Below are 24,545 nucleotides of genomic sequence, written 5' to 3' on the forward strand. Positions count from 1 at the left end.
CCTGCCGAAAACAGGAAGCGAATCAACCCTTGTACAGCTGTTCTCTGTCTGTGTGGAGAGCAGCTGTATTTGTTTTGGCATCATGCTAGGGCTTGGTCATCATCGCAAAAAACTGGGTGGTGATCGGAGATGGCTCGATGTCCAATTCATTCAGCGCTTCAATCAATTGCTGATATACGCGCAAGGCTTCATCATGCTTGCCCTGCTGCTGATAGATGAGCATGAGCTGCCTGTAGGCCTCTTCGGAATATGGGTCCATCTGGATGATCTTTTGCAGTTTGCGAAGAGCCTGATCGCGATCTTCGTTGCCCAGATCCCTTTTTACCAGTTGCAAGCCAATTTCGATCCGGGTCCTGCGCAGCTGCTGACGCTCCTGTTCGATCCAGACATAATCACAGTCCTCCAGCAGCTCACCCTCGTATTTCATGACGCTGTCTTCCATTTGTCTATATGACTGACCCTTGCCATTACGCCAATTCTCTACCCATTCCAGACACTTTGCGTAGTCGATCGTCATGGCGGTCTGATCCAGGTAATATTTCTCGGAGGCATAGGTCAACATTTTCGAATAGCCCAGTGCCCGCAAATCCTTGCGAATGTAGCTTACACATGTATGCAGGTAGCCCTTTGCTCGCTGATAATCTTCCTCAGGCCACAGCACCTCCAGCAGTTCATCCCGATGCACCCCGTTTTTCCCTTTTACGAGCAGGTAAGCGAATAATTCTTTTTCCTTCGCGGTTCGCCACTTCAAGCGCTGATTCTGTTCGCTGTAAATGTCAAAGGCCCCGAGCATTTGTACATGCATATTCATCGAACGGACGGACTTCTGGTTCTGCCTTTGTCTTCGCTTCTCAATCCGCTGAATCGTGTTGACCAGTCTGTTTTGGTCGATCGGTTTCAAGATATAATCCATCGCATCCTGTTCAAATGCTTCTACCGCATATTGCTGATGGGCGGTTGTATATACGATCTCCAGGGTCGGCAAGGCTTGACGCAGCAAGCTCCCGAGTTCAATGCCCATCATGCCCGGCATTTCTATGTCCAGAAAAGCAAGGTCAGGCTTGAGCTGTTTGATTTCATCGAGTGCAATCTGCGGTCTCTCACTGCTCCCCATCACTTGTACTTCTGGAATCTGGGCAAGTAGATACTGCAGCAAATTGACGGCATGGACTTCATCATCCAGGATGTATACGCTAATCGGCATGATCGTTCTCCTCCATCGTTTACTAACTGATCTCCTTGTGCTGCGTGGCCTTGGCTTTCATGCGAATGCGAAGTTGGATACGAGTTCCCCTTCCAGGATGACTCTCAATCTGAAGGGTTTGCCCATACATCGTGAACAGACGCTGCCGGATATTGCGAAGTGCTACGCCTTGTCCACTCCCTTCTGCCGAATTCCAGAACGAGCCGAGCTGATCGGCAGACATGCCAATGCCATTGTCTTCTACAGTCAAGATCACCCAGTCCTCCTGGAAGCTCGCATAGCTGGACGATTCGACCCCCTCCACCAGCGTGGCGCGAATAGTCACTTGTAGCTGTTCGATATCCGAGGTAAAGCCGTGCTGAACCGCATTTTCAACGAGCGGCTGCAGCATCAGAGGCGGCAACCACAAACTGTGCATGAGCGCTTCCGGGATATCGACTTCCAGCGCAATTCGATCAGGAAAGCGAATACGCTCAATTTCCAAATACGTCTGAATCAGCATCATCTCTTGCCTGAACGGGATCAGCTGCTGAATGTTGCTGAAATCGAAGCTTCCTCGTAAATAGGTGGCCAAGTGTGTCGTCAGCACCCTTGCCTGTTCGGTATCGGTATAGCTCAGTGACATGAGCGTGTTGAGCACATTATAAATAAAATGCGGTTTAATCTGAGACTGAAGAAAAGCAATCTCCATATCGATGGCTTTCCCGACTGATTGCTTCATCATCATCAACGTATCCAGACGGGCTTCGAATTCAGCCGCATCGTACGGCTTCATGACATAATCATTGGCACCGGCTGCAAAGGCCGCGATTTTGTCCATGGGCTGTATGGAAGCGGTCATCATGAGAACAGGCAGCTCGGAAAGACTGTATCGCCTGCGAATCTCCTGACAGACTTCGAAGCCGGACATGTTAGGCATCATCAGATCCAGAATCGCCAGATCAATGCCCGATTCTTTTTCCAGCAGGTCGAGCGCCTCAGGACCACTTTTGGCCGCGATGACCCGGTATGGCTTGCTTTCCAGCATATCGATCAGAATCTTCAGGTTGGCGTCATGATCATCCACGATAAAGACGGTATACGGAGCATCGAATTTGGAATAGTAGGGAGTCTCCAGTCTGAACGGTTCAAATGATCCCATCTCCCTGAAATCCGCCGTTCCTTTCCCTATCCTCTCCGCTTCCCCTCGTTTTGCCTTGGGAAGGGTAAACGTAAACGTTGTACCGGAGCCTGCCTCCGAGAACACCGTAATGTGTCCCTTCTGCAGTTCCACAAGCTGTTTGACAATACTGAGCCCGAGACCCAGGCTGGGTGCATGATGCAGCGACGGCTCCCCCGAGGAGGTAAACGGTTCGAATAAAGCGGACAGCCTGTCTGGTTCCACTCCCTTTCCCGTGTCCGCCACCGAAATCGCTACACAGGTTTCACGCTCTTCTGCGGAAATGGTAATGCTCCCCTGTTCCGTGTGCTTGATCGCATTTTCCAGCAAATTCGTTAGAATCTGGCGAAGGCGCATCTCATCGGCATAGATGAGTGGCAGTTGATCAGGAAATTGGTGCTGGAGCATAATCGGTTTCCCGTCTGTTAGAAAAGAAAACACCTTCAGCATTGCTTTTGCATGGGAACGTACATCGATAGCCTTCGGTTCGATGGCCAATTGACCTTCTTTGAGTTTGGTAAAATCCAGAATGTCATAGACGAGTTGATTCAGCCTGCGTGCAATCTGTCCTATCAACGCAATATTTTCACGATTCTCACTGCCATTGTCAGGCTTCTGATGAAGCAGGGAATCAGAGATATTCATAATGCCATGCAGCGGTGTTTTAAATTCATGTGACGTTTTCACGATAAATTCATCCTTCAACCGATCCACCTTGATCAATTCGTCAGTCAGGCTCTCAATCTTCCGAAACGCATTGGAAAAACGGACCGACATAAACAGGGAGAACATCAGCAAGGTCACAATGGAAAAGACAGAAAAGATCGAAAATTGGATAAAGGCGAAGCCCATCACGGTCAACGTCTCTGTCAGGGAGTAGAACGACATCGAGATGGCGGCGAACATAAGGTAAATGCTGCCTTCCTTGCGATGCAGTACCGCCAGCCACAAAATATAGGTCGAAAATATCAGCGTGTACATGCCGAATCCAAGGTGTGGCAACACAAGTGGCAGCGTCAAGTATGGGGTGAAAAACAGGACGATGCCGACAATAACCGTCCCCACTGCGACACTGATCTGCATCAGGCGCTTGGAAAACAAATCGGCAAACAGCTGATAGAAAAACAGAAACAGCATGATATTGCCCACCGCTGGACAGAGCAGCTGAATCTTCTGAAACCAGGCATAAGGAATGTCCGGCATTAGCATATACAGCACTTTCTCCCCGTGAGAGGCACAGTATATCCCGGCCATGATGCCATAGATGCCAAACATCAGCAGGAAGTAATCGGTTCTGCGCTGCGTATACAGGCCGATAAAATAGAATCCGATCATAAAGAATGAAACGATCAGAATTCCGTCTTTCATGAGTAACTGGTCCCGAAGACCGGAAATCGCCTCTGCTGTACCGATATAGATCGGGAGATTGATGCCCCCTCCACTCGGATAATCATAGTTGGCCGTCTGTACAACCAGTTCATTCTCTCCAGGCTGTAGTGGAAAATAAGAAACATACGAAGTGTTTTCCGGTATGTAGTTCGCTTCATCGTCAGGCTCACCGCTGTGACCGATGAGCTCACCATTCAGATAAATGCGATTGGACATCTGGATAGAGGTAGTTTTCAGACCATAGACACCCTCGGGGCTGTCGAGTGCAAATCGCAAGCGATACGTTGCCTTTCCCGAGGAGGGCAGCTGCTCATCGAGCGACCAGGAATGTGGTACCTGTACGATCAACGGATCGCTTGACCTTCCCGCAAAATCAGCAGGCTCCATGATCTGATCCGGGTACATTTCCCACTCCCCGTATAGAGGCAGCGGTTCGTCCCGTTCCCATTCAACTGTGGACAGGTCCAGTTTCCCTTGTTTGGCTTCCGGGGTGTGATAGTTGATTGTTAAGAGCTGGGTCACCATCATATAAACCAAGCCCAAGGTTCCGAGGCATATGCCAAGTGCAAGCCATTTCTTTTTCACAATCCGATCCGTCTCCCTTGTTGCTTGATCAGAATCCCTTACATCGTCTGCCTTCCGGTGTATCCATCTTTTCCTATCATACCATAGTCGTGCGGCAGAAAGGATCACATGAAGGGAAATACTAGAAAGGAAATCACGAGAAAAAGAACGGGTGATGAGGAGTGGTGATTATATGGATAGCCAATAGGGTACATACAAGTTAAATGTTCTAAAACGCGATACAGCCAACTTTCGGAACACGAGCTTGAATTAAAAAAATGGAGGAGGTCTCTTGATGAATCGGTGGCAACGCTTTATTCCCGCAATCATCATTTTATTATGGGCGACCGCTACAGCCATGACGGGAGCGGCAGCCGAAAAATCGTTGGAGCTGTATGTGAACGGAAATGACATCAGCGAACAGCATCAGCCTGTCATAGAGGAAGCCCGCATGCTGTTCCCTTTGAGAGGGCTGGCTGAGGAAGCAGGAGCCAGTATTCGCTGGGAACCGGAGAAAAAACACATTTATATCGATCATCAGACGATTCAAATATCGGCTCAAATCGGTTCTTCTTCTGTCATCGTCAATGGCAGAGAACAATCGATCTCGATTGCGCCGCAAATTATGGATGACCGGACCTATGTGCCGGTGCGATTTATCTCCGAAACACTCGGTGCGCGCGTGGAATGGTTCAGTGAGCTTCGGTGCGCCATCGTCACCTTTCCCCATCAAAACGAAACCTATTTTGAAGATCCCTTCCTGTCCATGGCCAGAGAAGGCCAACTGAAAAACTGCTCTTTTTCATTAACAGACAAGATAACTGCTGAAGAGGTGAGAGAGGAGCTAGGAGAACCGACCTCGGAAGGTACCTTTGGCGGCTCCTACTATTTGCAGTATGAAGCATGCATGTATTTGTTCAGTGTGGCAAAAGTGCAAGGAGAGACCGGGATGCAGGCTCCATTGATCGGCATTGACCATCAATCTACCGGCATTCTGGCAGACCCAGACACCGTTAAGCAGTATTTGGGTCAGCCCGTGTCCGAAGGATACAGTGAACTCAGCAAGGGCTGGAGCCAGTTCTATGAACTAGGTGACTATGATTTATATATTACATTTGATTCACAGGAAGGGTCCGTGCGCAAGGTTCGGCTAAATGAATAGCGGATGAAGAACAGGATATACGGCTCTGCCATTCGAGCTGTTCGGATGGACGAAAGGCCATGGAACCCTAACAGGGAGACGCCTATATGAACCGAATCGGTTTCCCTGTATGGGCCTTCCGCGCTGAAGATGATGAGGAGAGGAACGAGAGACGATGTACATATCGAAACGAGAAAAGACATGGGCAAAAAAACTGGTTTTGGCGATTTTGGTGCTGCTTGCGATCTATTTGCTGCGTCAGGTTGCCTTTGTTTTCATTCCGTTGATTCAATTTCTGTCTGCCATTTTTATTCCCTTTGTCTTGACCGGGGTTCTCTACTATCTGCTCCGCCCTCTGATGAGACGACTGAGGAAATGGAAGATTCCAAGCGGAGTAGCTGTTCTCATCATCTATCTCATTCTGGGCAGCTTGCTGTCTGTTCTGATCTATTTTGCAGGGCCTACATTGAACAGACAGGTCGTCAATCTCATCGATGGCATACCGGAAATGGCCTCTGATATGAAGGATCAATTTCAGTCCCTTGAGAAGCAACAAGCACTCCTTCCCCAGTTTGTGCAGGAACGTCTGCCGGACTGGATGGCGAAATTACAGTCTGGTCTGGAGCAACACGCCGGGCACATTACAGATCAGATGATCGGGATATTCAATTGGCTGGGCAATCTCATTTTCATGCTTGGTATCGTTCCGTTTACACTATATTATGTGCTGAAGGATGGTCATCGCCTCCAGCCTAAGCTGATCAAGCTGTTCCCTCGTTCCTTGCGGGGACAAGCTCCAAAGCTGCTAGATGATCTGGATTCGACGATCGCGTCCTATATTTTGGGCCAAGCGCTAGTCAGTCTCTGTGTGGGTACGATGCTGTTTATCGGCTACTGGCTCATTGGCCTGGATTATGCCGTGGTACTGGCGCTGATAGGGCTTCTGCTGAATGTGGTTCCATTTCTCGGACCCATTCTCGCGGCGATCCCCGCTGTCATCGTCGCTTTCTTCCAGAGTCCCATGCTCGCCCTGTACGTCATTATCATTATGGTGATCGCCCAGCAAATTGAAGGCAATCTCATTTCTCCGCAGGTGATGGGTCGAACGCTGGATATTCATCCGCTTACGATTCTTACCCTCCTGTTGGCAGCCAGCAGCGTCGCAGGACTGTGGGGAATTCTCTTCGCTGTCCCTGCCTATGCACTGGTGAAAGTCATTGTGCAGCACAGCCTTCGCATATACCGGATTAAAGCGCAGGAGTAAGCGGGTGCGGCTATATCTGTTTCAGTACCAGGTGTCACGCATATGACCAGCGAGATCTTTGACATCATTCTCGCTGATCTTACTGCAACTTTCCCGTATCCCCTTCACCATTCGTACCATCCATCGTTCGAACCATTTCAGCTTATCCATCTGAAACTGATAGCCCAGAATGGACTTGCATCTCGCATGATCATAAAGCGCACGGGGAAATGCCTCCCTCAGTTCCTTCTCCCGATTTACCGGGTCCGTCTCCCCTGCACAAATGAACAACCCCAGTCGCTTGTTCAGAAGCGCCTCTGTATGCGTGGACGCATACGTCATCAGCTCCTTCTGTATACGCCCGAAGTAGATTGAACCTCCCAAAATAACTTGATCGTAGGAGGCCAGACTACCGGGCTGTTCCTGATTCAGATTGATGACATCCACTTCCCCCTGCAATTCGGCTTTCAGTCTGTGAGCCGCCTGTTCCGCAGTGCCATACCTGGTGGTATATGCAATCAGGGTACGCATCTGTTGTCACCTTCCTTTCCAGACTTCCTTCTAATGATCAGCATACCTCATCCCCCGTTCGCGAACTGTGAAATCATGCACATTTGACGATTTTGTGGAAAAGAAGAGGGCCTGCCAAGCAATATGCTCAGCAGACCCGAATGCGGATTGATTTCTCATTTGATTCGATGATTTTCCTTCGATAACTTCCCTACCAGAGCGGCTCGGGTATGAACTCGGTCATATGCTCGCTACCGTCTTCGTGGCGCTCATATTGATGCGTTCGCGTGCTTTCCTCGACTTCTCCAAATCCCCAGTGCGTTGTGGACACATCCGGGAAGGAGGCTTCTGCCCCGTTTAACGGACCTCGATTCAGCAGACGATTGATCATCGTGACCGCTTCCACACGAACCATGGAAGCATTTGGCTTGAAGGTACCATCTGGATAACCGACGATGATATGGTGACGCACCATGTGGGCAATATAATTTTCCGCCCAATGTCCATCTGTATCCGTGAAAGGATCATGGAGCGCATCGCTGTTCGCCAACTCGAGGTACTTGGAGATCACAACACTGAGTTCTGCGCGGGTGATGGCTTTGTTCGGCTGGAAGGTTCCGTCCTGATAGCCCGTAAACAATCCTGCCTTGCTTACCGCCTCGATATATTCCGCGGCCCAAAATTCCGGGCTGACGTCCGAATAAGGAATATCGCCCGTCACCGTATCTCGCAATGCCATGATACGGGCGAAGATCGCGGCAATCTCGGCGCGCGTAATGTTGCGCACTAGCTTAAATTCTCCATCCGGATAACCGACGATGTAGCGCGTATGCGTCTGGGCACCGTAACGACTAGAGAAGACCATCACTTGAATCGATGAACGATCATCTTCCGGATTGATGACCTCTGTTGTATCGGTTTGAATCAATGCTTCGTTCTTCACCTGAACTTCAGAGGACGGCAATCCATCTGGGATTGCCTGCACCTTATAGATCAACTCACCTGTTTCATTTCCATCCAGATCCCCCAGTTCCCATCGGATCTGCTGGCCATTTACAATGCCTCCTGCCGCATCCTTCACGACCGTATAGGCCGGTATCTGGGCCTGAACGTGTACATCTCTGACTGGATGAGCACTTCGATTGCGATACTTGATCGTAAAAGTCAGCTCATCCCCTTCTGCATAAACGGCGCGATCGGAGAAGATTTCCACTGCAAGATCAGCAGGAAGATCAGCTTCAGGCAGTACGACATTGCGGATTGGTTTCATCTTCAAGTCATGTCTGACAATCGCTTCCTCCACGGAGATGGTCGGACTGGTATACGTATAGTAGCCTGGCTTGGTGACCACGAGATAATAGTCCGTGAAGCCATAAACCATGTACGCATAGAATCCGTTTACGTCCGAATCCTGCGGGTTGTGATTATCATTTGGATCAAATCCGAGCAGTTCCGGCAAGATCACCATGGTACCCGGTACCCGTCCATTGGTTATGTTGCGGGCGGTGTCTGCATAATACAGCTCCACATGTGCCTGTTCGATGACGTCACCCGTATAGAAATCGGTGATCGTACCGTACGGATCAATCAGCTCCTCGGTAATGTTGATCTCCCCGTTTTGCTGAATGATCATCGGGGTGTATTGCCCTTGCCGATCCTCATTGATGATAATCTGTTCCCCGTTATCTACCTGCATCAAGACGACAAGCTGATAGTTTCCGGCTTCGATTCCTTCCACATGGAAGCTTCCGTTATCCTCAATCGGGAACTCCTTGCGGGAGCCATCCAGATTGGTCACCGGTTGGCCGTTTTGATCAAGCAGGTATCCGGTCATACGCTGGTACAGTGCGGCCGGATACTGGGTACTCGCTCCGTTCGGATCTGTTGAGAAGACGACACCTGCGCCGGTCTTGACAGAAGGATAGACTTCAAAGCCAGCTACACTGATGACGCCAACCTGAGCTTTCTGTGGGAAGGTGATCTGCCTGTCTTCATTGCCGATCCGTACCGTCTTCGTCACCTGTACATCATATTCTGTATTGCCCTGCGGCACGGCAACAAAGTAGGTCCCATCTGCCTTGGTGATGGCTCTGGCAGTAAAATCAATCGTGCCGTCTCCATCGAAATCTTTCGTAATCAAGATGTTCGCGCCTGCGACTGGTACAGATCGACCATCTGCTGTGACTTCGGTCACCAGTCCGGTAATGGCACCCGGTTCAAATACGATGTAAATCTCATCCTTGGCATGGAGCTGTCTAACCGGATCATCCACCTCAACAGCTACCGGAAAGCGGATGGAAGAAGAGCCCGTAATCGCTTCTGACCGATAAGGGACGCTCGCCTGTCCGTTGGCATCGGTCACGGCGGTAACCCCAGAAGGGAAAGTTCCCCGGCCTGTTGGCGATGAGAATTCAACTTCCACACCTTGCAAGGGTTGTCCATTCAGGTCCGAGATGGTGGCCGTCAAAATCGTCTCCGAAATGCCGTCTCCGAGCAGGGTTTCCGGATTAGCGGTCAGTGTAATCTGATACGGGGACAGCTGCGCATTCACGACCAACTTGTTGGATGTCCCATTTGCCGGAAGCGCATAAAATTCAACATTGGCTTCCGAATAGCCATCCTTTTCTACATGAAGGACATACTCCCCTACGGATATATTTACAAATGTATAGTACCCTGTCATGTCGCTCGTGGTCGTACCCGCTACCTGTCCGGTATAGCGATCCCGAAGTTCAATGACAGCCTGTTCAATCGGATTTCCATCGGCCGAATGGGTAATATGACCTTCCAGATCAATCTGCCGATAGACCTGAAGCGGATTATTTGCGCCATGGGCTCCAGCAGGCTCATCTCTCTCCCATTCAGTTCCGACTTGATCCAGACCGATAAAGGTGGTGTCATACGTAGCTGCTGCCATCTGCTGTGGCAATGGCTCAGATTGCAGCCATCTCTTCTCCCCGTCCTGAATGTATGAATTCGGATTGAGCAGCATGAGCGGAAGGGTGAATGCATCTGTTCCCGCTCCAACCTTAACCTGCATCTGTTGAATATGAACGGCACTGACGGCTTGATAAGTTGCGATATCACCCGTTCCATAGTTTGGCAGACTCCAGCCCGCTTTCGTTGTGGAACCGGTCCATCCGTCCAGTACAGGTCCGATTACGGTCATTCGATCCTGCGTTTGACTGTTCACCGTACTTAATTGCCCCGCTGCTCCCACTGTCATCACTTTGGGAATCAGATCGAATGGGGTCTGTTCCGGAACTTGCACAACCAGTCTAAACGCCTGTTGCTCGCCTCCGTCCAGAGACAGGGCGAACGCCCCTGCCTGATCATACGCAGGAGCCAGCATGGTCCAGGACCAGAGACCACCTGTCTTGTGCCCGGATGCCACACGCTGTCCATTGATGTATACATCCGTTGGATACGGAGCATCCATATCCAGTATAAAGGTATCTCGTCCGGCCCCTGTATTCGTAAGCAGATGGTCAAATGAGGCGCTGTTGCCAGCCGTGAGGAAGATATGGTCAGTGCCGTCAAGCACGTGATTGCCCCGAACGGTACTGTTCACCTGGTTGGTCACCAGCGGGCCATATGTCTTCCGCTCTGCAACAGGTCTTGAGAAATATTCTTCCAGGGTGGCCTGGAAATCGACGCCTGTCCCTACCGCTGTTTCGGTCTTCGCTGTCACGGTAAAGGTCATTTGTTTCTGCTCATTCGGAGCCAACTCCTGGAACGACCAGTGAATCAGAGAGCCACTATGAGTAGCCGTATCCAGTGGATCAGTGGCTTGAACCTGCGTCACATAAACCGCATCGGTGACACTGATCGTCATCCCTGGTGCATAGGCGGTACTCACTCCTTGGTGGTTGTCCACCGTCACTGTATAGGTGATGGTATCTCCAACTGCTGTAAATACGGTCCCATCCGCAGAAAGGGAGACGGCCAAATCCGGTTCCGCCACTTGACTTTGCACAGCTGCAGCCGCAATTTGCAGCTGGCTGCCCGATACCAGTGCGGTTTGATAATCTATGCGCGGTTCATATACTGCGATATACGGGTTAATCGCCATAGAAGTGGTCGTTTGCATCCGGGTTTTAACGAAGACGACCTGATCGACGGACGCTGTCGGAAGATCATAGCCTCCCGCTACCGGATCTTCATATATCATCGTGCCATCTGCCAGTCTCACTTCCAGCACATCCTGATGGGTCAGGGAATGGGTCTGCAAGGTTGGATGGTAGACAGTGAGACCATCGGGTACGTCCAGGGTCACCTGATACGTGATCTCATCTCCCGGACGCACCTGGCTTGCCGGGCTGTTCGTATGACTCTGAATGGTAGCGGTCATCGTTGGCTGAACCGTGTAAAGTGCATGCTGTGCCGTAGCTCCAGATACATAGGTCTTCTTCACCGCAGTCGGTTTGGACGTGTAGGAGACCAGCTCCGCAATCACTGGAATTGGCCCGGCTCCGGCCCCTAGTTCCGGCAGCGCCTCCAGGCGGAATGTAAGTGGCAAACTGCCGTTCTGTCCCGGGATGGTTAGTCCTGTCCAGATCACTTTGTTGCCTGACACGCCTCCATCACTGGATATCGAACCGGCTACCACCTGCACGCCGTCTGGAATTGGAACTTCAATCATCGTTTCATGCGCGGTACTTGCTCCTGCATTCCGAACGGTGTACCCCACCTCGATCTCCGTGACGGTACTTGAAAATGCATCGTTCGTCAGCGGAATCGTCTGAATACTTAATGAAGGCTGGATCACATCCACGGAGGTGGTATCGGCAGGACTGGATGTCTTGCCTCCTCCATCCGTCACCGCCCATTGGATCACCGCACTGGTTCCATGGGTTTGCCGATTCTGCTGGAAGGAACCGCTGATTGGACTGCTGCCATCGGCCAATGCCCGCAACTGCACCGTTCTCGTCAACACATACGGCCCTGTGTCAGTTTCTCCACTTGCCGCATCACCCAGATCGACTGTGAGCTTCTGTCCCGCCCAGGTACCATCGGCTGGTGTAGATACCACCTCGAATTGCCCCAATGTCGCAAAGGTGTCTTCAATCGTCAAATCATAGGCCTTTGTCCCTTGTGGCACGGTGACGGTCAAACGATAATCGACCGTATCTCCTGGTCGGATCTCTGTCAGACTGCTTCCGTTGCTCGTTCCGATGATCTCATTTTGAATGGTCACATTTGGCGCCGTTATATTGGCTGTGGCACTCGTTTTGTTGTATTTCTCATCGCCTATTACGGGATCGTTGGTGCCATTCCCATCTGTGTCATTCGCATAGGCTTGTGGGGTAGCATAATAATCTCCGGTATAGCCACGAACCGCAAACGTAGAGCCTGCTGACTTGAGCTCAACCAGGCGAACCGTGAACGTTTCTGTAATCTGGTTACTGCCGTTTTGATGACTCAGATTTGTTCTCGGGTACGTCATTGTGTATCCATTCGCCAAATCACCTGATAAGGTTGCAGCTGGCGCAACGAATTCAAACCCTGCGGGAATGGTGACATACGGCGTAAATTCGTAAGCTGTATTTCTGCCCACATTATTAATTTGGAACGTATACGTCGTCTCATCTCCCTGCCCCATTTGTACGGAAGCTGGCGTAAGAGAAACGGTTAAATTAGGACGAAGTACAGTTACTTCAGCGTTGGCGGACTGAACACTGCGAGCCGTTCCCGAAGAGGCTGCATCTTGCCAGTCAAACTCCGCTCTAGATCGCTGCGTTTCCTGAAGCTGTGTGCCGTTAATGTCATCAATTGAATTTTTAACGAAATACGTATAGACAGCTCCCGGACTGGTGACAAGTCCCGTTATCTCGAGCTGATTGCCGCTCAGACTCTGCTGACCGCCTGGAAGTGAGACGCCTGAATCGGTTGCGGGACTATAAGAGGTATAAGCTTCCATGTAAGATTGCCGATTCGGAATCGTATCGGTAATCGACGGGTTGTAGGCTTCCACATTCGTCGGCAGTGTCACCTGAATCTGATAGACGACCCAATCTCCGATGCGCAGATCATCGGTATTCCCTGTCGTTGTATCTGCCACTGTCTTTGTTATCGTGGGATTCTGAACTTTCATCACCACATGCTGATTCTCTGTGACAACGTAGCTGCGGTATATCGGCTCTGACTGAGGAAGACCCGTGTAGTTTGCACTGGATTCCCCGTCAATCTCATAGCCTGCACCAATCGGATTCACTACATCTACCTGATACTGGACGTTTACCGAAGCTCCCGGTGCAATAGAAGCAAACCGGTCGAAATTCAGTTGATTTCCTGCCTGTGTATAGGTGTTGCCACCTACATGAACCGGATGGATGACTTCCGGCGGCAGCACTTCAGCATAATCGACATCATAGGCGGTCGTCGCACCTGTATTTGTCAAAGTCAGTGAAACAAGCACGGTCTCTCCACCGATGACCTGTACCGGGCTGTCTCCTGGATTGACCGTCACAGCCTTCACTTTTCGGTCAATGGAAATCACAGGCTCTACATAACCAAGTTCCACACTGGCGCGCCGACTTTCAATGCGCTCAGGGGAATTGGCAAATGACATGACATACAGGTTCTCTGAACCTTTATCGGCATCATCAAATTTCTGACTGTTCTGTACCTGCATGGACAGCATCGTGGTCAGAATTCCCGTCGCTTCACTTAAATCACCAAGCTCCCAGATCAGAAGGTGATCGGCTGCTTCATATGTTGGAGTTACGCCATTCATCGCATAATCGGCCAGGTTCCCGCTGACGAGTTCTGTGCCAAGCGGCAAGAAATTATAGAGTGTCACCTCATGCTGTTTGGCCCCGATCGTACTCGCATCATAGGTCAATTCAATGTCGATGACATCGCCTACTGTAACGGATACGGAATCGGCTCCGATCGCTTGACTGTTGACAAAGGCGATTTCCTCGCTAATTTCCGGTTCATTGACATGAATCGAAGTCGATGCACTGTCACTTACTGTACCGGATACGGTCGTTTCACCGGTCACTTGTGCCTGGTTGTTCAATTGGTCAGCTGCATAAATAGGCCCTTGACCATATTGGGTGACCCAATCACTGCGAATCTCAGCTTCATAGGAGAGGGTTGTAAGGGTCTCAGGTTGCAACGTTCCCAGATTCCATGACATCACGGTCGTACCATCCGGTTGATGAACCGGATTTATTGGCGTACCTTGCGGACCACTCACATACTGGACAAAATCATGTCCGTCACCAAGGATATCGGTGACCACGACCTGGTCTACCGGTATATATTCATTCGTCTTGATGCTGAGCGTGTAGGTCACAACATCGCCGTAAGCGACTTTGTTTTGACTCACTGATTTGCTGATGATGATGTCTTTGGCATGGCCTGTATAGTGGATCAGTCCGGAATAGGGCTGTCCCTCTGCCATGGCATCATAGCTCAGCGTATGGGAGACAATGGTCCCATCCTGAATGGCGATGCCATTCTCATCATGCTCCAGAAAAGCAGCATCGAAGGTCATACTTCGAGTTTCGCCTGCTGCAAGCGGTGGCATACTGTCCCACCTGACTTCCCTGATTCCCCCGGTTAAGCTCATACTGGAATAGGGCACAGAAAAATCATACACTTCAATCGAAGCGTCCACTTGAGTAAGAAGCTGCGAAAGGTGGGTTATACTTCGCTCATTGTTGATCATTTGGATCGTATGGGTTTTCGCGCCCCATTCTTCTCCACTGGCTGGCGGATTGTCGTCTGGTCCCGCACCCTTTACTGCTTTGCCCATGTCGTTGACTTTGATTTCAAACGGTGTAACCTCTACTGAAATGCTGTCAACCTCTTCACCACCTGCTGGCGGCAGCTGACGAGCATCATCACTGGCAATCACCTTCATGGTCACATTTAGATCGTCTCCAAAATCAACATTCGCGCCACCCGTTCGGTATGTCAGTGTGGATGCCAGATCCACGGTAAACGCATAGTTTTCTTGTGGAGCCAGATCCTTGATGTCTCTCCACACTACTTTCTGCATTCCGCCTGCTATGGATTCAACGGAAGAAGCAGGAAAGTGGACATTCTCTACGAATTCAAGGCCATCGGGGATCAGGAGCTCATAGCTCAGGTTATAGGCCCAATCTCCGTTGGCAGGTTGCAAATTGATCACATTTGCCGTAACGGTTGTAGACTTCCCCAGTACGACCTTTTGAGAGCTGTGTTGCAATTGCAGGGATAGTCCTCCTGTAAATGAATGGGCATGTACCATACTTTGACCTACACCTGACAGTAGTTGTGTGAGCATGACCATGATTAACAGGATAGACAGCTTTTTATTCCACATTTTTACTCATCAGTTCTCCTTTCCTAGGTATATCTATCTATCATTTAATCACAACGCACTGAACAAATACTGAAAAAATACTAAAAAAAGGCATGTCGTACAGCATCCCTCTTCGACGAATCAATTGTTATTAAAATTGATAATATTATTTATCCTGATATCGTTATAAGAAAAGTATTCCAATTGAACTGATTATGGGTTTTACATTATATTTTATTTGATTTTTCGGCAGTTTTGGGTGTTTTTTGACGAAAAAGAGAAAGAGAGGAGGTTTTATTTAGTTATAATATCAATATAAGTCTATTAAAAGAGTTGGATGGATTGAAGATATTGGTCATCCATCCATTCGGAAATAAGTCTCCTGTATATCCAATTGATATCAGATCCGCTCGTTATCCCTCATGATAGGTATGAACCACAGCCCATGACAAAAAACTCCCCCCATGCAAAACCGTTCAGCATTTGACTGATTTGCACGGGAGGAGTTCAGTTAGATCAATATATTAATCGTCCGGTTAACTAGCTTCTCGGCGGGTAAATACCATATAAACAAATAATAAAGTTAATGCCCAGGTATGGCTGGCAGTTATTATGAGGCTGACTGCCCCCTGTCGGCCCAATAGCCAATGGATGCATGCTTGTATTCGGCGATGGCGCATAATATTTGGGAGGAGTAAATCCGCCAGACGGCGTCCCCCAAATGTGATTAATCGGGCTCTGTTGATTCGCCGTTCCCTGACCATGAGGAGTATGCGTATGCTCAGGCATTTCCGCTTCAATGAGCGTAACGGTACTGGAGCCACCTATCTCCCCCACTACCCTTGGAGATAAACCCGGTCCGGCACCATGATGCATCGGAGCTCGCCCCCTCAGATCGGGCAATGCAAACGTACTAGTCCCATTTCCACCATACGTAGTACCTAATAACGAGAAAAGTGCAGTATTGTTTGAAATCGGCAGAAGCTGTCCATCGCAAAGTGCCCAGCTTCTAGGCGCAAAACTTCCGGCAAAAATACGAATCTCACCAGTATATGGATCCACAGTTAATCCTCCTTTAACTTCTTGATGGATAAATACCTACCAGCGCAATGCAATAGTTAATCACACTGTAGGGCTGCATGTTCGAATGGGCCTGTCCGCCTCCAGTTGAAGACAAAGCGTTGAGATTCATCTGACTGTCTGCGTGCTCATTGTAAAAGTATCTTCCATTCGTTCCTGCCCATATATTCCCTGAAGCTGATTGCTCAGTACCAGGTACATTATTGGCGTTGGCCATATGGGTATGGGCTGGCATTTCAGTGATCGTTAACGTATGCGTTTCCTCACCGTAACGCTCACCCTGAGAAACACCGTTGCCAGGATGTACAGGCACTCGCCCTCTTAAGTCTGGCAAAGCAAAAGTATGAATACCATCACCACCATAGACCGTGCCCAGGATTGAAAATAGAGCTTGATTCTGATTAACAGGCAACAGGGTACCATTACAGAAAGCCCAGTCTTTTGGAGCAAAATCGAAACTAAATGCGCGAATTTCACCAATAAACGGATCTGCCAAAGTGTTCTCCTCCTTATGTATAGTGAATGACCAGTTAATTAAGAGCGAGTCGGAAACGTACCAACCAGAGCAATAATATAGGTAAGAGCCAAAAACGGCATCATGTTTTCATGTGCCAGATTGCCCCCACTTTTCGAGATAGCTTGTGAACTCATCATACTGCTTGGGGAATTGTCGGAGTAAAGTGGCGAGGGGCCAGTACCCCAAAAGGCGTTCGTCGGATTGTCGGTCGAACCAACCTTTGAACTTGATACGGAATGGGTATGCGAAGGCATTTGAGACGAAAGGAGCGTGATTTCCTCTGATCCACCTCGCTGACCCATCCGAAAAAGGGTGCTCGATGATGGCCTTTCCCCTTGATGTAACGGGAGCCTTCCTCTCAAATCTGGCAAAGCAAAGCTGTTTATTCCATCTCCTCCGTAAGTGGTGCCTATCAGTGAATACAAGGCATCATTCTGACTGATCGCAAGCAATTGACCATTGCACATCGCCCAGCCTTCTGGTGCATATCTACCGGCAAATATTCTGATTTCCCCTAAAAATCCATCCATAAATTGCTCCTTTCCTCTGTTTCAGAGAATGAAGTACGAACCCTATCATTTTGCTTTCAAGCGGTTGAATACCGCTTCGTACCTGATCTTCGATCCATCTTCACTTATTCCAATCGGCACCAGAAACAATTCCAAATGATCGAAATCAGGGTGTTCAAGCTTGTACATCCCTTGCGCAACAACCCTGGCAGCATCCGCTTCAAAAAAAAGGGAAAATTGCTCATGCATCTCATTTGAATGTCCCTGGGTCGCCTCAGCAAGATTCAGTTGTACACGATGATCCCCGTCAATCAGTATAAATGCCTCATGCAGTTGATCGGAAAATTGCTCAAATGAAAATGGTGCCACATTTTCACCCCCTTTCAAGCGATGATCTCCAGCACATACGGTAGGAAAGCTCGTCCTCCCCCGTATACGTGAAGCCTGTCCGTTCATACAAGCGTCTGGCTGGATTCTCTCTTCTAACCTGGAGTTCAACTTCTCTTCCTGCCAAGGCAGCTTCATCCTGAATATTTTTCAGTAGTTGAGTTCCAACACCCAATCCCCGGTAAGCAGGGAGCAAAGACAGATCGACCAGGACCCATCTTTGCTCCTCTCTTGCCAGATACAATCTGCCTGCACGTTCTTCATCCACCATCACGATATATCGAGCAAGGTTCGGATACTGCATTTCATAAGATCGTTGCTGAAATTGAAACTGCATGTGTAAAAAATGCTGACTTTGCAACTCCGGCCAACCCCATGCACTGATTTCTTCCGCCCGCGTGCTCGCATAAACCTCATAGTAAAAGGCGTCATCACAAGCTTCTATCTGCTGAATATTCACTCTCTCACCTGTTTCTTTCAATCCAAAATCTGAATCAGCTTCCATGAGCCGTCGTTCAGTTGCTCCATTTCATACGTAGAAGAAGCGGAGATTATGTCCATGTAGGCCCAGTAACCTTGACTCACGTCTATCCATTTCACATCACTGCTGGAAATTAGAGGGCGATTGAGCATTCGGTTGATCACCTTCACGGCTTCCGCGCGTGTTACTGCTTGATCAGAACGGAAACTGTTATCCTCATATCCTTTCATCCAACCTTCCTCTGTAACTGCTGCAATAGCTGACCATGCCCAATGCGACTTCAGCAAATCTGAATAGGAGAGGCTTTGATCGAAATGAGAGAGTTTACCCCACTGTTTCGCAATGACCGCCAGTTCAGAACGTTTCACCACCTCATCAGGCCTGAACCCACCGTCTTGATCCCCGACCATAAGTCCCGCGCTAAACACTTGCTCAATGGCTTGATAAGCCCAATGCTTCACTGAAACATCTTCAAAATAAAGGTCCTTATCCGGATATGCGCGATCGAGATTCCGGGCAAGAACAGCGGCCAGTTCTGCTCGTGTCAGTCCCCGGTTAGGCTGAAAGCTTCCATTCGGATAACCGGAAATATAGCTTTCAAAAATGACCGTGTCCACTTGTTGTGGCGCTGCAATGATCGTAAAGGTGCTGAACTTGTCAATCATGATGAGTATACCTACAGGCTTTCCGTTTTGATCGTACTGAACGGTTCCTGTCTGAACAACTTTCTCTCCATCGCTATGCTCAATATACACCGCAAGTCCTGCCGCATATGCTGCCCACAGCTCTGGATCTGCTGGCAGATCCCTTTCCGTTAATGGAAGGAAAAGGCCCGTTTGCGCATCTTCGTAATTGGTCTCGATTTTCATAGGCTGACCAACGACCTGGACATCCTTATTTTTGGCAAACTCACGAACCTGCTCGGCCTGGGAAGTCCGATCTGAAACTGCTTGAAATTCTTCCTCATCACGGATTGGAATGAGAAGGAAGTACAGATCTTTTCCTTTGCCCGATATGCGTTCCACCGTTTCCTTCGTTAAACGAATACTTGCGTTTGGAGTATCCACCTGAAGTTGCAGTTCATTTTCATCCAAAAGCTTTAAGGCATCCAGCGGCAGCTTCACATAATATTCATCTGCCAGATTCTGCGGCAAGTCGTCGATGATAATCCGAACGGTATCCTTGGCACTTTCACTTGCTTTCTCAACGATCTCTCTCGCCTTGGCTTTGTCAAAAATGACTTCATCTCTTTCTGCGCCGTTCACCAACAATCGTTTGATTGGAACAGACATAGTCAGCGATCCATCGTCACCTTCAACGGTAACAATAACGGTACGAACGTCAGGATTGCCTACAGACTCCACTACTTCTTTGTGACGTCTGATATTCAACTCATATAATTTCGTCGTTATACCGTCTTCAGCCGTTACTTCTATTTCCACAATGTTCGGTCCAACCTCGAGATCTATATCAGATGATTCGGTTGCGCTTGTCTGCAATTCACCATTGATTCGAATCACAGCATTCGCATGCGATGAAGTAGGAATGAGAGAGACACTCTTAATTCCGTAAGACAGGTTTACCTGATATTTCAATTTATCCGGATCAAAATCAGGAACTATTCTTCCTTTGCTGATTAGGAGTTCCGTTAAATTGGCATCATTGGAGGCTTTTCTATTCACATTGACGTTATATATCTTGGTGATACCGCTTTGAGCTTCGACCAATATCGAAAATGAATTTTGTCCGACCTGCAAATCCGTATGTGAGTAGGGAGATCCACTTTCTACAGATGAACCATTTATAAGAACAGAAGCATGTCTCTCGGAAACGCTCGGAGTGAGCGTGAATTGTGAAATCTCGTTTTCTACCGTTACTTCGTATTCGGTTTCATCAGAATCGAAGTAAGGCGACAAGTTACCGCTACTGATTGACAGAGTTTCTAAATCTGCGTTGTCAGAAGGATGAATTTCAATTGTAAGATTGACGACGTCTGACATAAAAGTACCATCGCTGACTTGAATGGCCACTGAATCAGTTCCCAATTGGTCTAAACTCGGTTCATAAGTAAAGCTCCCTGTTGAAGCATCAGTAAAGGTCAAATTTCCTTTTGCCCCCTGTGATTGAACGATAAATGTAACATCGTCTCCGTCAGGATCCATCGCTTCCAGCATCCCATTCACGCTGGTTTCTATGGAGGTGTTTATACTCTTGGGAGTAGCTACGGGTCTTGTATCGTTCAAATTATTTAATGTTATCTCAATATCTGTCATCGCTATATCTTGGCCGTCGCTTACTTCAACATTCAGGGTGTAGCTCGTTGGGCCGGCTTCATAATCCAGCTGGCTACTGTCATTCACGGTTACTTCACCTGTGCTGCTGTTGATCGCAAAGGCGCTTCCCGTATTTCCGCTGGTGATGCTGTAAGTGAGCGCGTCTCCATCCGCATCATTGCCTGTTACGGTCCCAACATTAGTCCCGTCTGTTGTGTTTTCGTCTATTGCTACTGTGAACCCAGTAGCGGTTGGTGTATTGTCATTCACATTGTTCAGGGTTATTGTGGCTACGGCATTCGCAGTCAAGCTGCCGTCATTTACTTCAACATTCAGGGTGTAGCTCGTTGGGCCGGTTTCATAATCCAGCTGGCTACTGTCATTCACGGTTACTTCACCCGTGCTGCTGTTGATCGCAAAGGCATTTCCTGTATTTCCGCTGGTGATGCTGTAAGTGAGCGCGTCTCCATCCGCATCATTTCCTGTTACGGTCCCAACAGTGGTCCCGTTAGCAGTATTTTCATCTACCCCTACGGTGAACCCAGTAGCGGTTGGCGTATTGTCATTCACATTGTTCACGTTTATTGTGGCTACGGCATTCGCAGTCAAGCTTCCGTCACTTACTTCAACATTCAGGGTGTAGCTCGTTGGGCCGGCTTCATAATCCAGCTGGCTACTGTCATTCACGGTTACTTCACCTGTGCTGCTGTTGATCGCAAAGGCACTTCCCGTATTTCCGCTGGTGATGCTGTAAGTGAGCGCGTCTCCATCCGCATCATTTCCCGTTATGGTCCCAACAGTGGTCCCGTTAGTCGTGTTTTCATTAATTCCCACTGTAAAGCCAGTGGCGGTTGGCGATTCATTGATATTATTCACGTTAATCGTAGCAGTTGCATTCGCGGTCGAGCTTCCGTCACTTACTTCAATATTCAGGGAGTAACTCGTTGGGCCGGCTTCATAATCCAGCTGGCTACTGTCATTCACGGTTATTACCCCAGTACTGCTGTTGATCGCAAACACAGTTCCTGTATTCCCGCTGCTGATACTGTAGGTGAGAGTGTCCCCTTCTGCATCATTCCCTACTACGGTCCCGACGGTGGTCCCGTTAGCCGCGTTTTCATTGACCCCTACAGTGAAACCTGTGGCCGTTGGCGATTCATTCACATTATTTACGTTAATCGTGGCTACTGCATTCGCAGTCAAGCTGCCGTCACTTACTTCAATGTTTAAGGTATAGCTCGTTGGGCCGGCTTCATAATCCAGCTGGGTACTGTCATTCACGGTTACTTCACCCGTGGTGCTGTTGATGGTGAATGCGTTCCCTGTATTCCCGCTGCTGATACTATAGGTCAGAGCGTCCCCTTCCACATCATTTCCTGTCACCGTCCCGACAGTGGTACCGTCAGCGGTGTTCTCGTCTACCCCCACTGTGAAACCAGTAGCCTCTGGCGATTCGTTGACATTATTTACGTTGATCGTGGCTACTGCATTCCCAGTCAAGCTACCGTCACTTACTTCAACATTTAGTGTATAGCTTGTTGGGCCGGCTTCATAATCCAGTTGGCTACTGTCATTCACGGTTATGACTCCCGTACTGCTGTTAATCGCAAAGGCGCTTCCCGTATTTCCGCTACTGATGCTGTAGCTAAGGGCATTTCCATCCGCATCATTTCCTGTTACGGTCCCCACAGTGGTACCGTCTGTTGTGTTTTCGTCTATCCCCACTGTGAAACCGGTGGCCGTTGGCGTATTGTCATTCACATTATTTACGTTAATCGTGGCTACTGCATTCGCAGTCAAGCTGCCGTCACTTACTTCAATATTCAGCGTATAGCTCATCGGACCTGCTTCATAATCCAGTTGGCTACTGTCATTAACGGTTATTACACCAGTGCTGCTATTAATGGCAAAGGCGCTTCCTGTATTTCCGCTGGTGATGGTATAGGTCAAGGCATCCCCATCACCATCACTCCCTGTTATGGTCCCGACAGTGGTACCGTTCGCTGTGTTTTCATTAATCCCTACTGTAAAGCCGGTGGCCGTTGGCGATTCATTCACATTATTTACGTTAATCGTGGCTACTGCATTCGCAGTCAAGCTGCCGTCACTTACTTCAATATTCAGGGTGTAGCTTGTTGGGCTCGTTTCATAATCCAGTTGGGTACTGTCATTGACAGTTATGACTCCCGTGCTGCTGTTAATCGCAAAGGCGCTTCCTGTATTTCCGCTGGTGATGGTATAGGTCAAGGCATCCCCATCACCATCACTCCCTGTTATGGTCCCGACAGTGGTACCGTTCGCTGTGTCTTCGTCTATCCCCACTGTGAAACCGGTGGCCGTTGGAGAATTATCATTGACATTGTTTATCGTGATACTAGCTGTCGCATTCGTTGATTGGGTACCGTCACTTACTACAATATCCAGGGTGTAGCTCGTTGAGCCCGTTTCATAATCCAGTTGGGTACTGTCATTGACGGTAATGACTCCTGTGCTGCTGTTGATTGCAAAGGCGCTTCCTGTGTTCCCGCTGCTGATGCTGTAGGACAGAGAGTCCCCGTCTGCATCATTTCCCGTCACGGTGCCTACTGTGGTACCGTTGGCTGTGTTTTCGTCTATCGCAACACTAAAACCGCTAGCCGTCGGAGCAGCATTCGTTGAAACATTCACTACCAACGTATCGAATATGACCGAAAACAAACTTTGTGCATTAACATTATCATTTAAGGCAAATATTCTAATCTCATCAACCAATGTACCATTCGGATTGCCAAAGCTAATCCTTCTCATTGTAAAATTCGGATTTTCGATTTCTTCAGAGGCTACCTCCACACCATCTAAATAGCCTTTAACAAACGTATCATCCGCATTGTTTGAATCATTCGTATGCAAGAAAATACTTTTAAACATGAAATCTTCATTCGTTCTTCTCTTAATGGTTACATAATCGGAGTCAATGCCTTGCACAAATATAGCCTTTGAGTCTCCATCACCCATACTTTCGAAATACTGAAATCCATCTACTCCTTGCACTACCACTGCTGTAAAATCAAATATTGCTCCACTGATCGTTGTTGAGAAACTCAACCTGCTAAAATCAGCAGGTTGAGTTTCAAAAAGTTCCGTACCATCTGCTGCATAGGATGGAGGGACTGGAAAAACCGACAGGGTGATCGCCGTGATGAGAAACGATAAAAAAAATAACTTGAATCTTCGCATTAACATACTTCATTATTCCTCCTTGGATTTTAAATTCCATTTAAGTCAAATGACAACGATCTTGCAAAGCTCTATGGGTGCTGCATACATTCGGTCATCTCACTGCTGGTTAATCACAGGCACACCGTCATGAACGCCTCCCTTTTCTATGTATATCAATCTATCAAGCGGGCCAAATACTTCCTCTCTTTAACAAAGGAAGTCTTAAAATATGTCAATAAATCTATTATATCATATGGGTACAATGTAATGGATATGGACACACAGCCCTGTTTCTCTTCAAATATATTGAAAAGAAGTGGTATGATACCTATTTTATCATTGCGTTAAGGACATAAGTCATAAAATTTTCTTAAAGAAATCCAATTCGTCTGACGATCGGTGTACGCTCTTGCTGCATATTGTCGCTTTCTCTATTTTTGCACAAGAAAAAACCTGCCGTATATCAAGTGATATGCTCCCCTTTGAGTAGACACCTGAAATAACAAAATTCAGGACTACTCAAAGGGGAGCTTTTTTATGGGAAGAAGACGAATCAGTTATGACAAGAAAATGGAAGCTGTAGAGAAATACAAA

12 protein-coding genes are annotated in these 24,545 nt (G+C 48.4%); 2 read left to right on the top strand and 10 right to left on the bottom strand.

Annotation, left to right across the window (positions count from 1 at the left end):
* Positions 1–85 precede the first annotated feature (85 nt).
* Both ACFSUC_RS18365 and ACFSUC_RS18370 read right to left on the bottom strand, forming a co-directional pair.
* Positions 86–1,204, bottom strand: a complete 1,119-nt coding sequence (locus ACFSUC_RS18365; protein WP_379931101.1) for a response regulator — start codon at positions 1,202–1,204, stop codon at positions 86–88.
* 22 nt (positions 1,205–1,226) lie between these two features.
* On the bottom strand, positions 1,227–4,337 hold the full coding sequence (locus tag ACFSUC_RS18370) for a hybrid sensor histidine kinase/response regulator (protein WP_379931102.1): 3,111 nt from the start codon (positions 4,335–4,337) through the stop codon (positions 1,227–1,229).
* Positions 4,338–4,611: 274 nt separating this feature from the next.
* Between ACFSUC_RS18370 and ACFSUC_RS18375 the strand changes: the two genes are divergently transcribed.
* Both ACFSUC_RS18375 and ACFSUC_RS18380 read left to right on the top strand, forming a co-directional pair.
* The gene (locus ACFSUC_RS18375; RefSeq protein ID WP_379931103.1) at positions 4,612–5,478 is read left to right on the top strand and encodes a copper amine oxidase N-terminal domain-containing protein; all 867 of its coding nucleotides are present in this window, start codon (positions 4,612–4,614) and stop codon (positions 5,476–5,478) included.
* Between the two features lie 154 nt (positions 5,479–5,632).
* Positions 5,633–6,721 (top strand): AI-2E family transporter, encoded by a 1,089-nt coding sequence (locus tag ACFSUC_RS18380; protein WP_379931104.1) that lies wholly within the window; start codon positions 5,633–5,635, stop codon positions 6,719–6,721.
* 21 nt (positions 6,722–6,742) lie between these two features.
* Here ACFSUC_RS18380 and ACFSUC_RS18385 read toward each other — a convergent pair whose 3' ends face one another.
* From ACFSUC_RS18385 to ACFSUC_RS18420, 8 genes are all read right to left on the bottom strand, one after another.
* A complete protein-coding gene (locus ACFSUC_RS18385; protein ID WP_379931105.1) occupies positions 6,743–7,231 on the bottom strand; it encodes a flavodoxin domain-containing protein in 489 nt (162 codons plus the stop codon).
* Between the two features lie 190 nt (positions 7,232–7,421).
* On the bottom strand, positions 7,422–15,527 hold the full coding sequence (locus ACFSUC_RS18390) for an S-layer homology domain-containing protein (RefSeq protein ID WP_379931106.1): 8,106 nt from the start codon (positions 15,525–15,527) through the stop codon (positions 7,422–7,424).
* Positions 15,528–16,046: 519 nt separating this feature from the next.
* Positions 16,047–16,568, bottom strand: a complete 522-nt coding sequence (locus tag ACFSUC_RS18395; RefSeq protein ID WP_379931107.1) for a phage tail protein — start codon at positions 16,566–16,568, stop codon at positions 16,047–16,049.
* Positions 16,569–16,581: 13 nt separating this feature from the next.
* A complete protein-coding gene (locus ACFSUC_RS18400; protein ID WP_379931108.1) occupies positions 16,582–17,082 on the bottom strand; it encodes a phage tail protein in 501 nt (166 codons plus the stop codon).
* A gap of 38 nt (positions 17,083–17,120) precedes the next feature.
* On the bottom strand, positions 17,121–17,633 hold the full coding sequence (locus ACFSUC_RS18405) for a phage tail protein (RefSeq protein ID WP_379931109.1): 513 nt from the start codon (positions 17,631–17,633) through the stop codon (positions 17,121–17,123).
* A 45-nt stretch (positions 17,634–17,678) separates the two neighbouring features.
* A complete protein-coding gene (locus tag ACFSUC_RS18410) occupies positions 17,679–17,981 on the bottom strand; it encodes a DUF6916 family protein (protein WP_379931110.1) in 303 nt (100 codons plus the stop codon).
* 4 nt (positions 17,982–17,985) lie between these two features.
* Entirely contained in the window at positions 17,986–18,504 is a 519-nt protein-coding gene (locus ACFSUC_RS18415) for a GNAT family N-acetyltransferase (RefSeq protein ID WP_379931111.1), read from the bottom strand.
* Positions 18,477–23,975: a cadherin domain-containing protein gene (locus tag ACFSUC_RS18420; protein ID WP_379931112.1), complete on the bottom strand. Its 5,499-nt coding sequence runs from the start codon at positions 23,973–23,975 to the stop codon at positions 18,477–18,479. The genes ACFSUC_RS18415 and ACFSUC_RS18420 overlap by 28 nt, the downstream gene beginning before the upstream one ends.
* Positions 23,976–24,545: the final 570 nt, after the last annotated feature.

The organism is Marinicrinis sediminis, from assembly GCF_042685085.1.
Lineage (GTDB): Bacteria > Bacillota > Bacilli > Paenibacillales > KCTC-33676 > Marinicrinis > Marinicrinis sediminis.

Coding starts and splice junctions, on each gene's coding strand:
- ACFSUC_RS18365 (WP_379931101.1), bottom strand. CDS start 1,204: ATGCCGATTAGCGTATACATCCTGGATGATGAAGTCCATGCCGTCAAT.
- ACFSUC_RS18375 (WP_379931103.1), top strand. CDS start 4,612: ATGAATCGGTGGCAACGCTTTATTCCCGCAATCATCATTTTATTATGG.
- ACFSUC_RS18380 (WP_379931104.1), top strand. CDS start 5,633: ATGTACATATCGAAACGAGAAAAGACATGGGCAAAAAAACTGGTTTTG.
- ACFSUC_RS18385 (WP_379931105.1), bottom strand. CDS start 7,231: ATGCGTACCCTGATTGCATATACCACCAGGTATGGCACTGCGGAACAG.
- ACFSUC_RS18390 (WP_379931106.1), bottom strand. CDS start 15,527: ATGTGGAATAAAAAGCTGTCTATCCTGTTAATCATGGTCATGCTCACA.
- ACFSUC_RS18405 (WP_379931109.1), bottom strand. CDS start 17,633: ATGGATGGATTTTTAGGGGAAATCAGAATATTTGCCGGTAGATATGCA.
- ACFSUC_RS18415 (WP_379931111.1), bottom strand. CDS start 18,504: ATGGAAGCTGATTCAGATTTTGGATTGAAAGAAACAGGTGAGAGAGTG.
- ACFSUC_RS18420 (WP_379931112.1), bottom strand. CDS start 23,975: ATGTTAATGCGAAGATTCAAGTTATTTTTTTTATCGTTTCTCATCACG.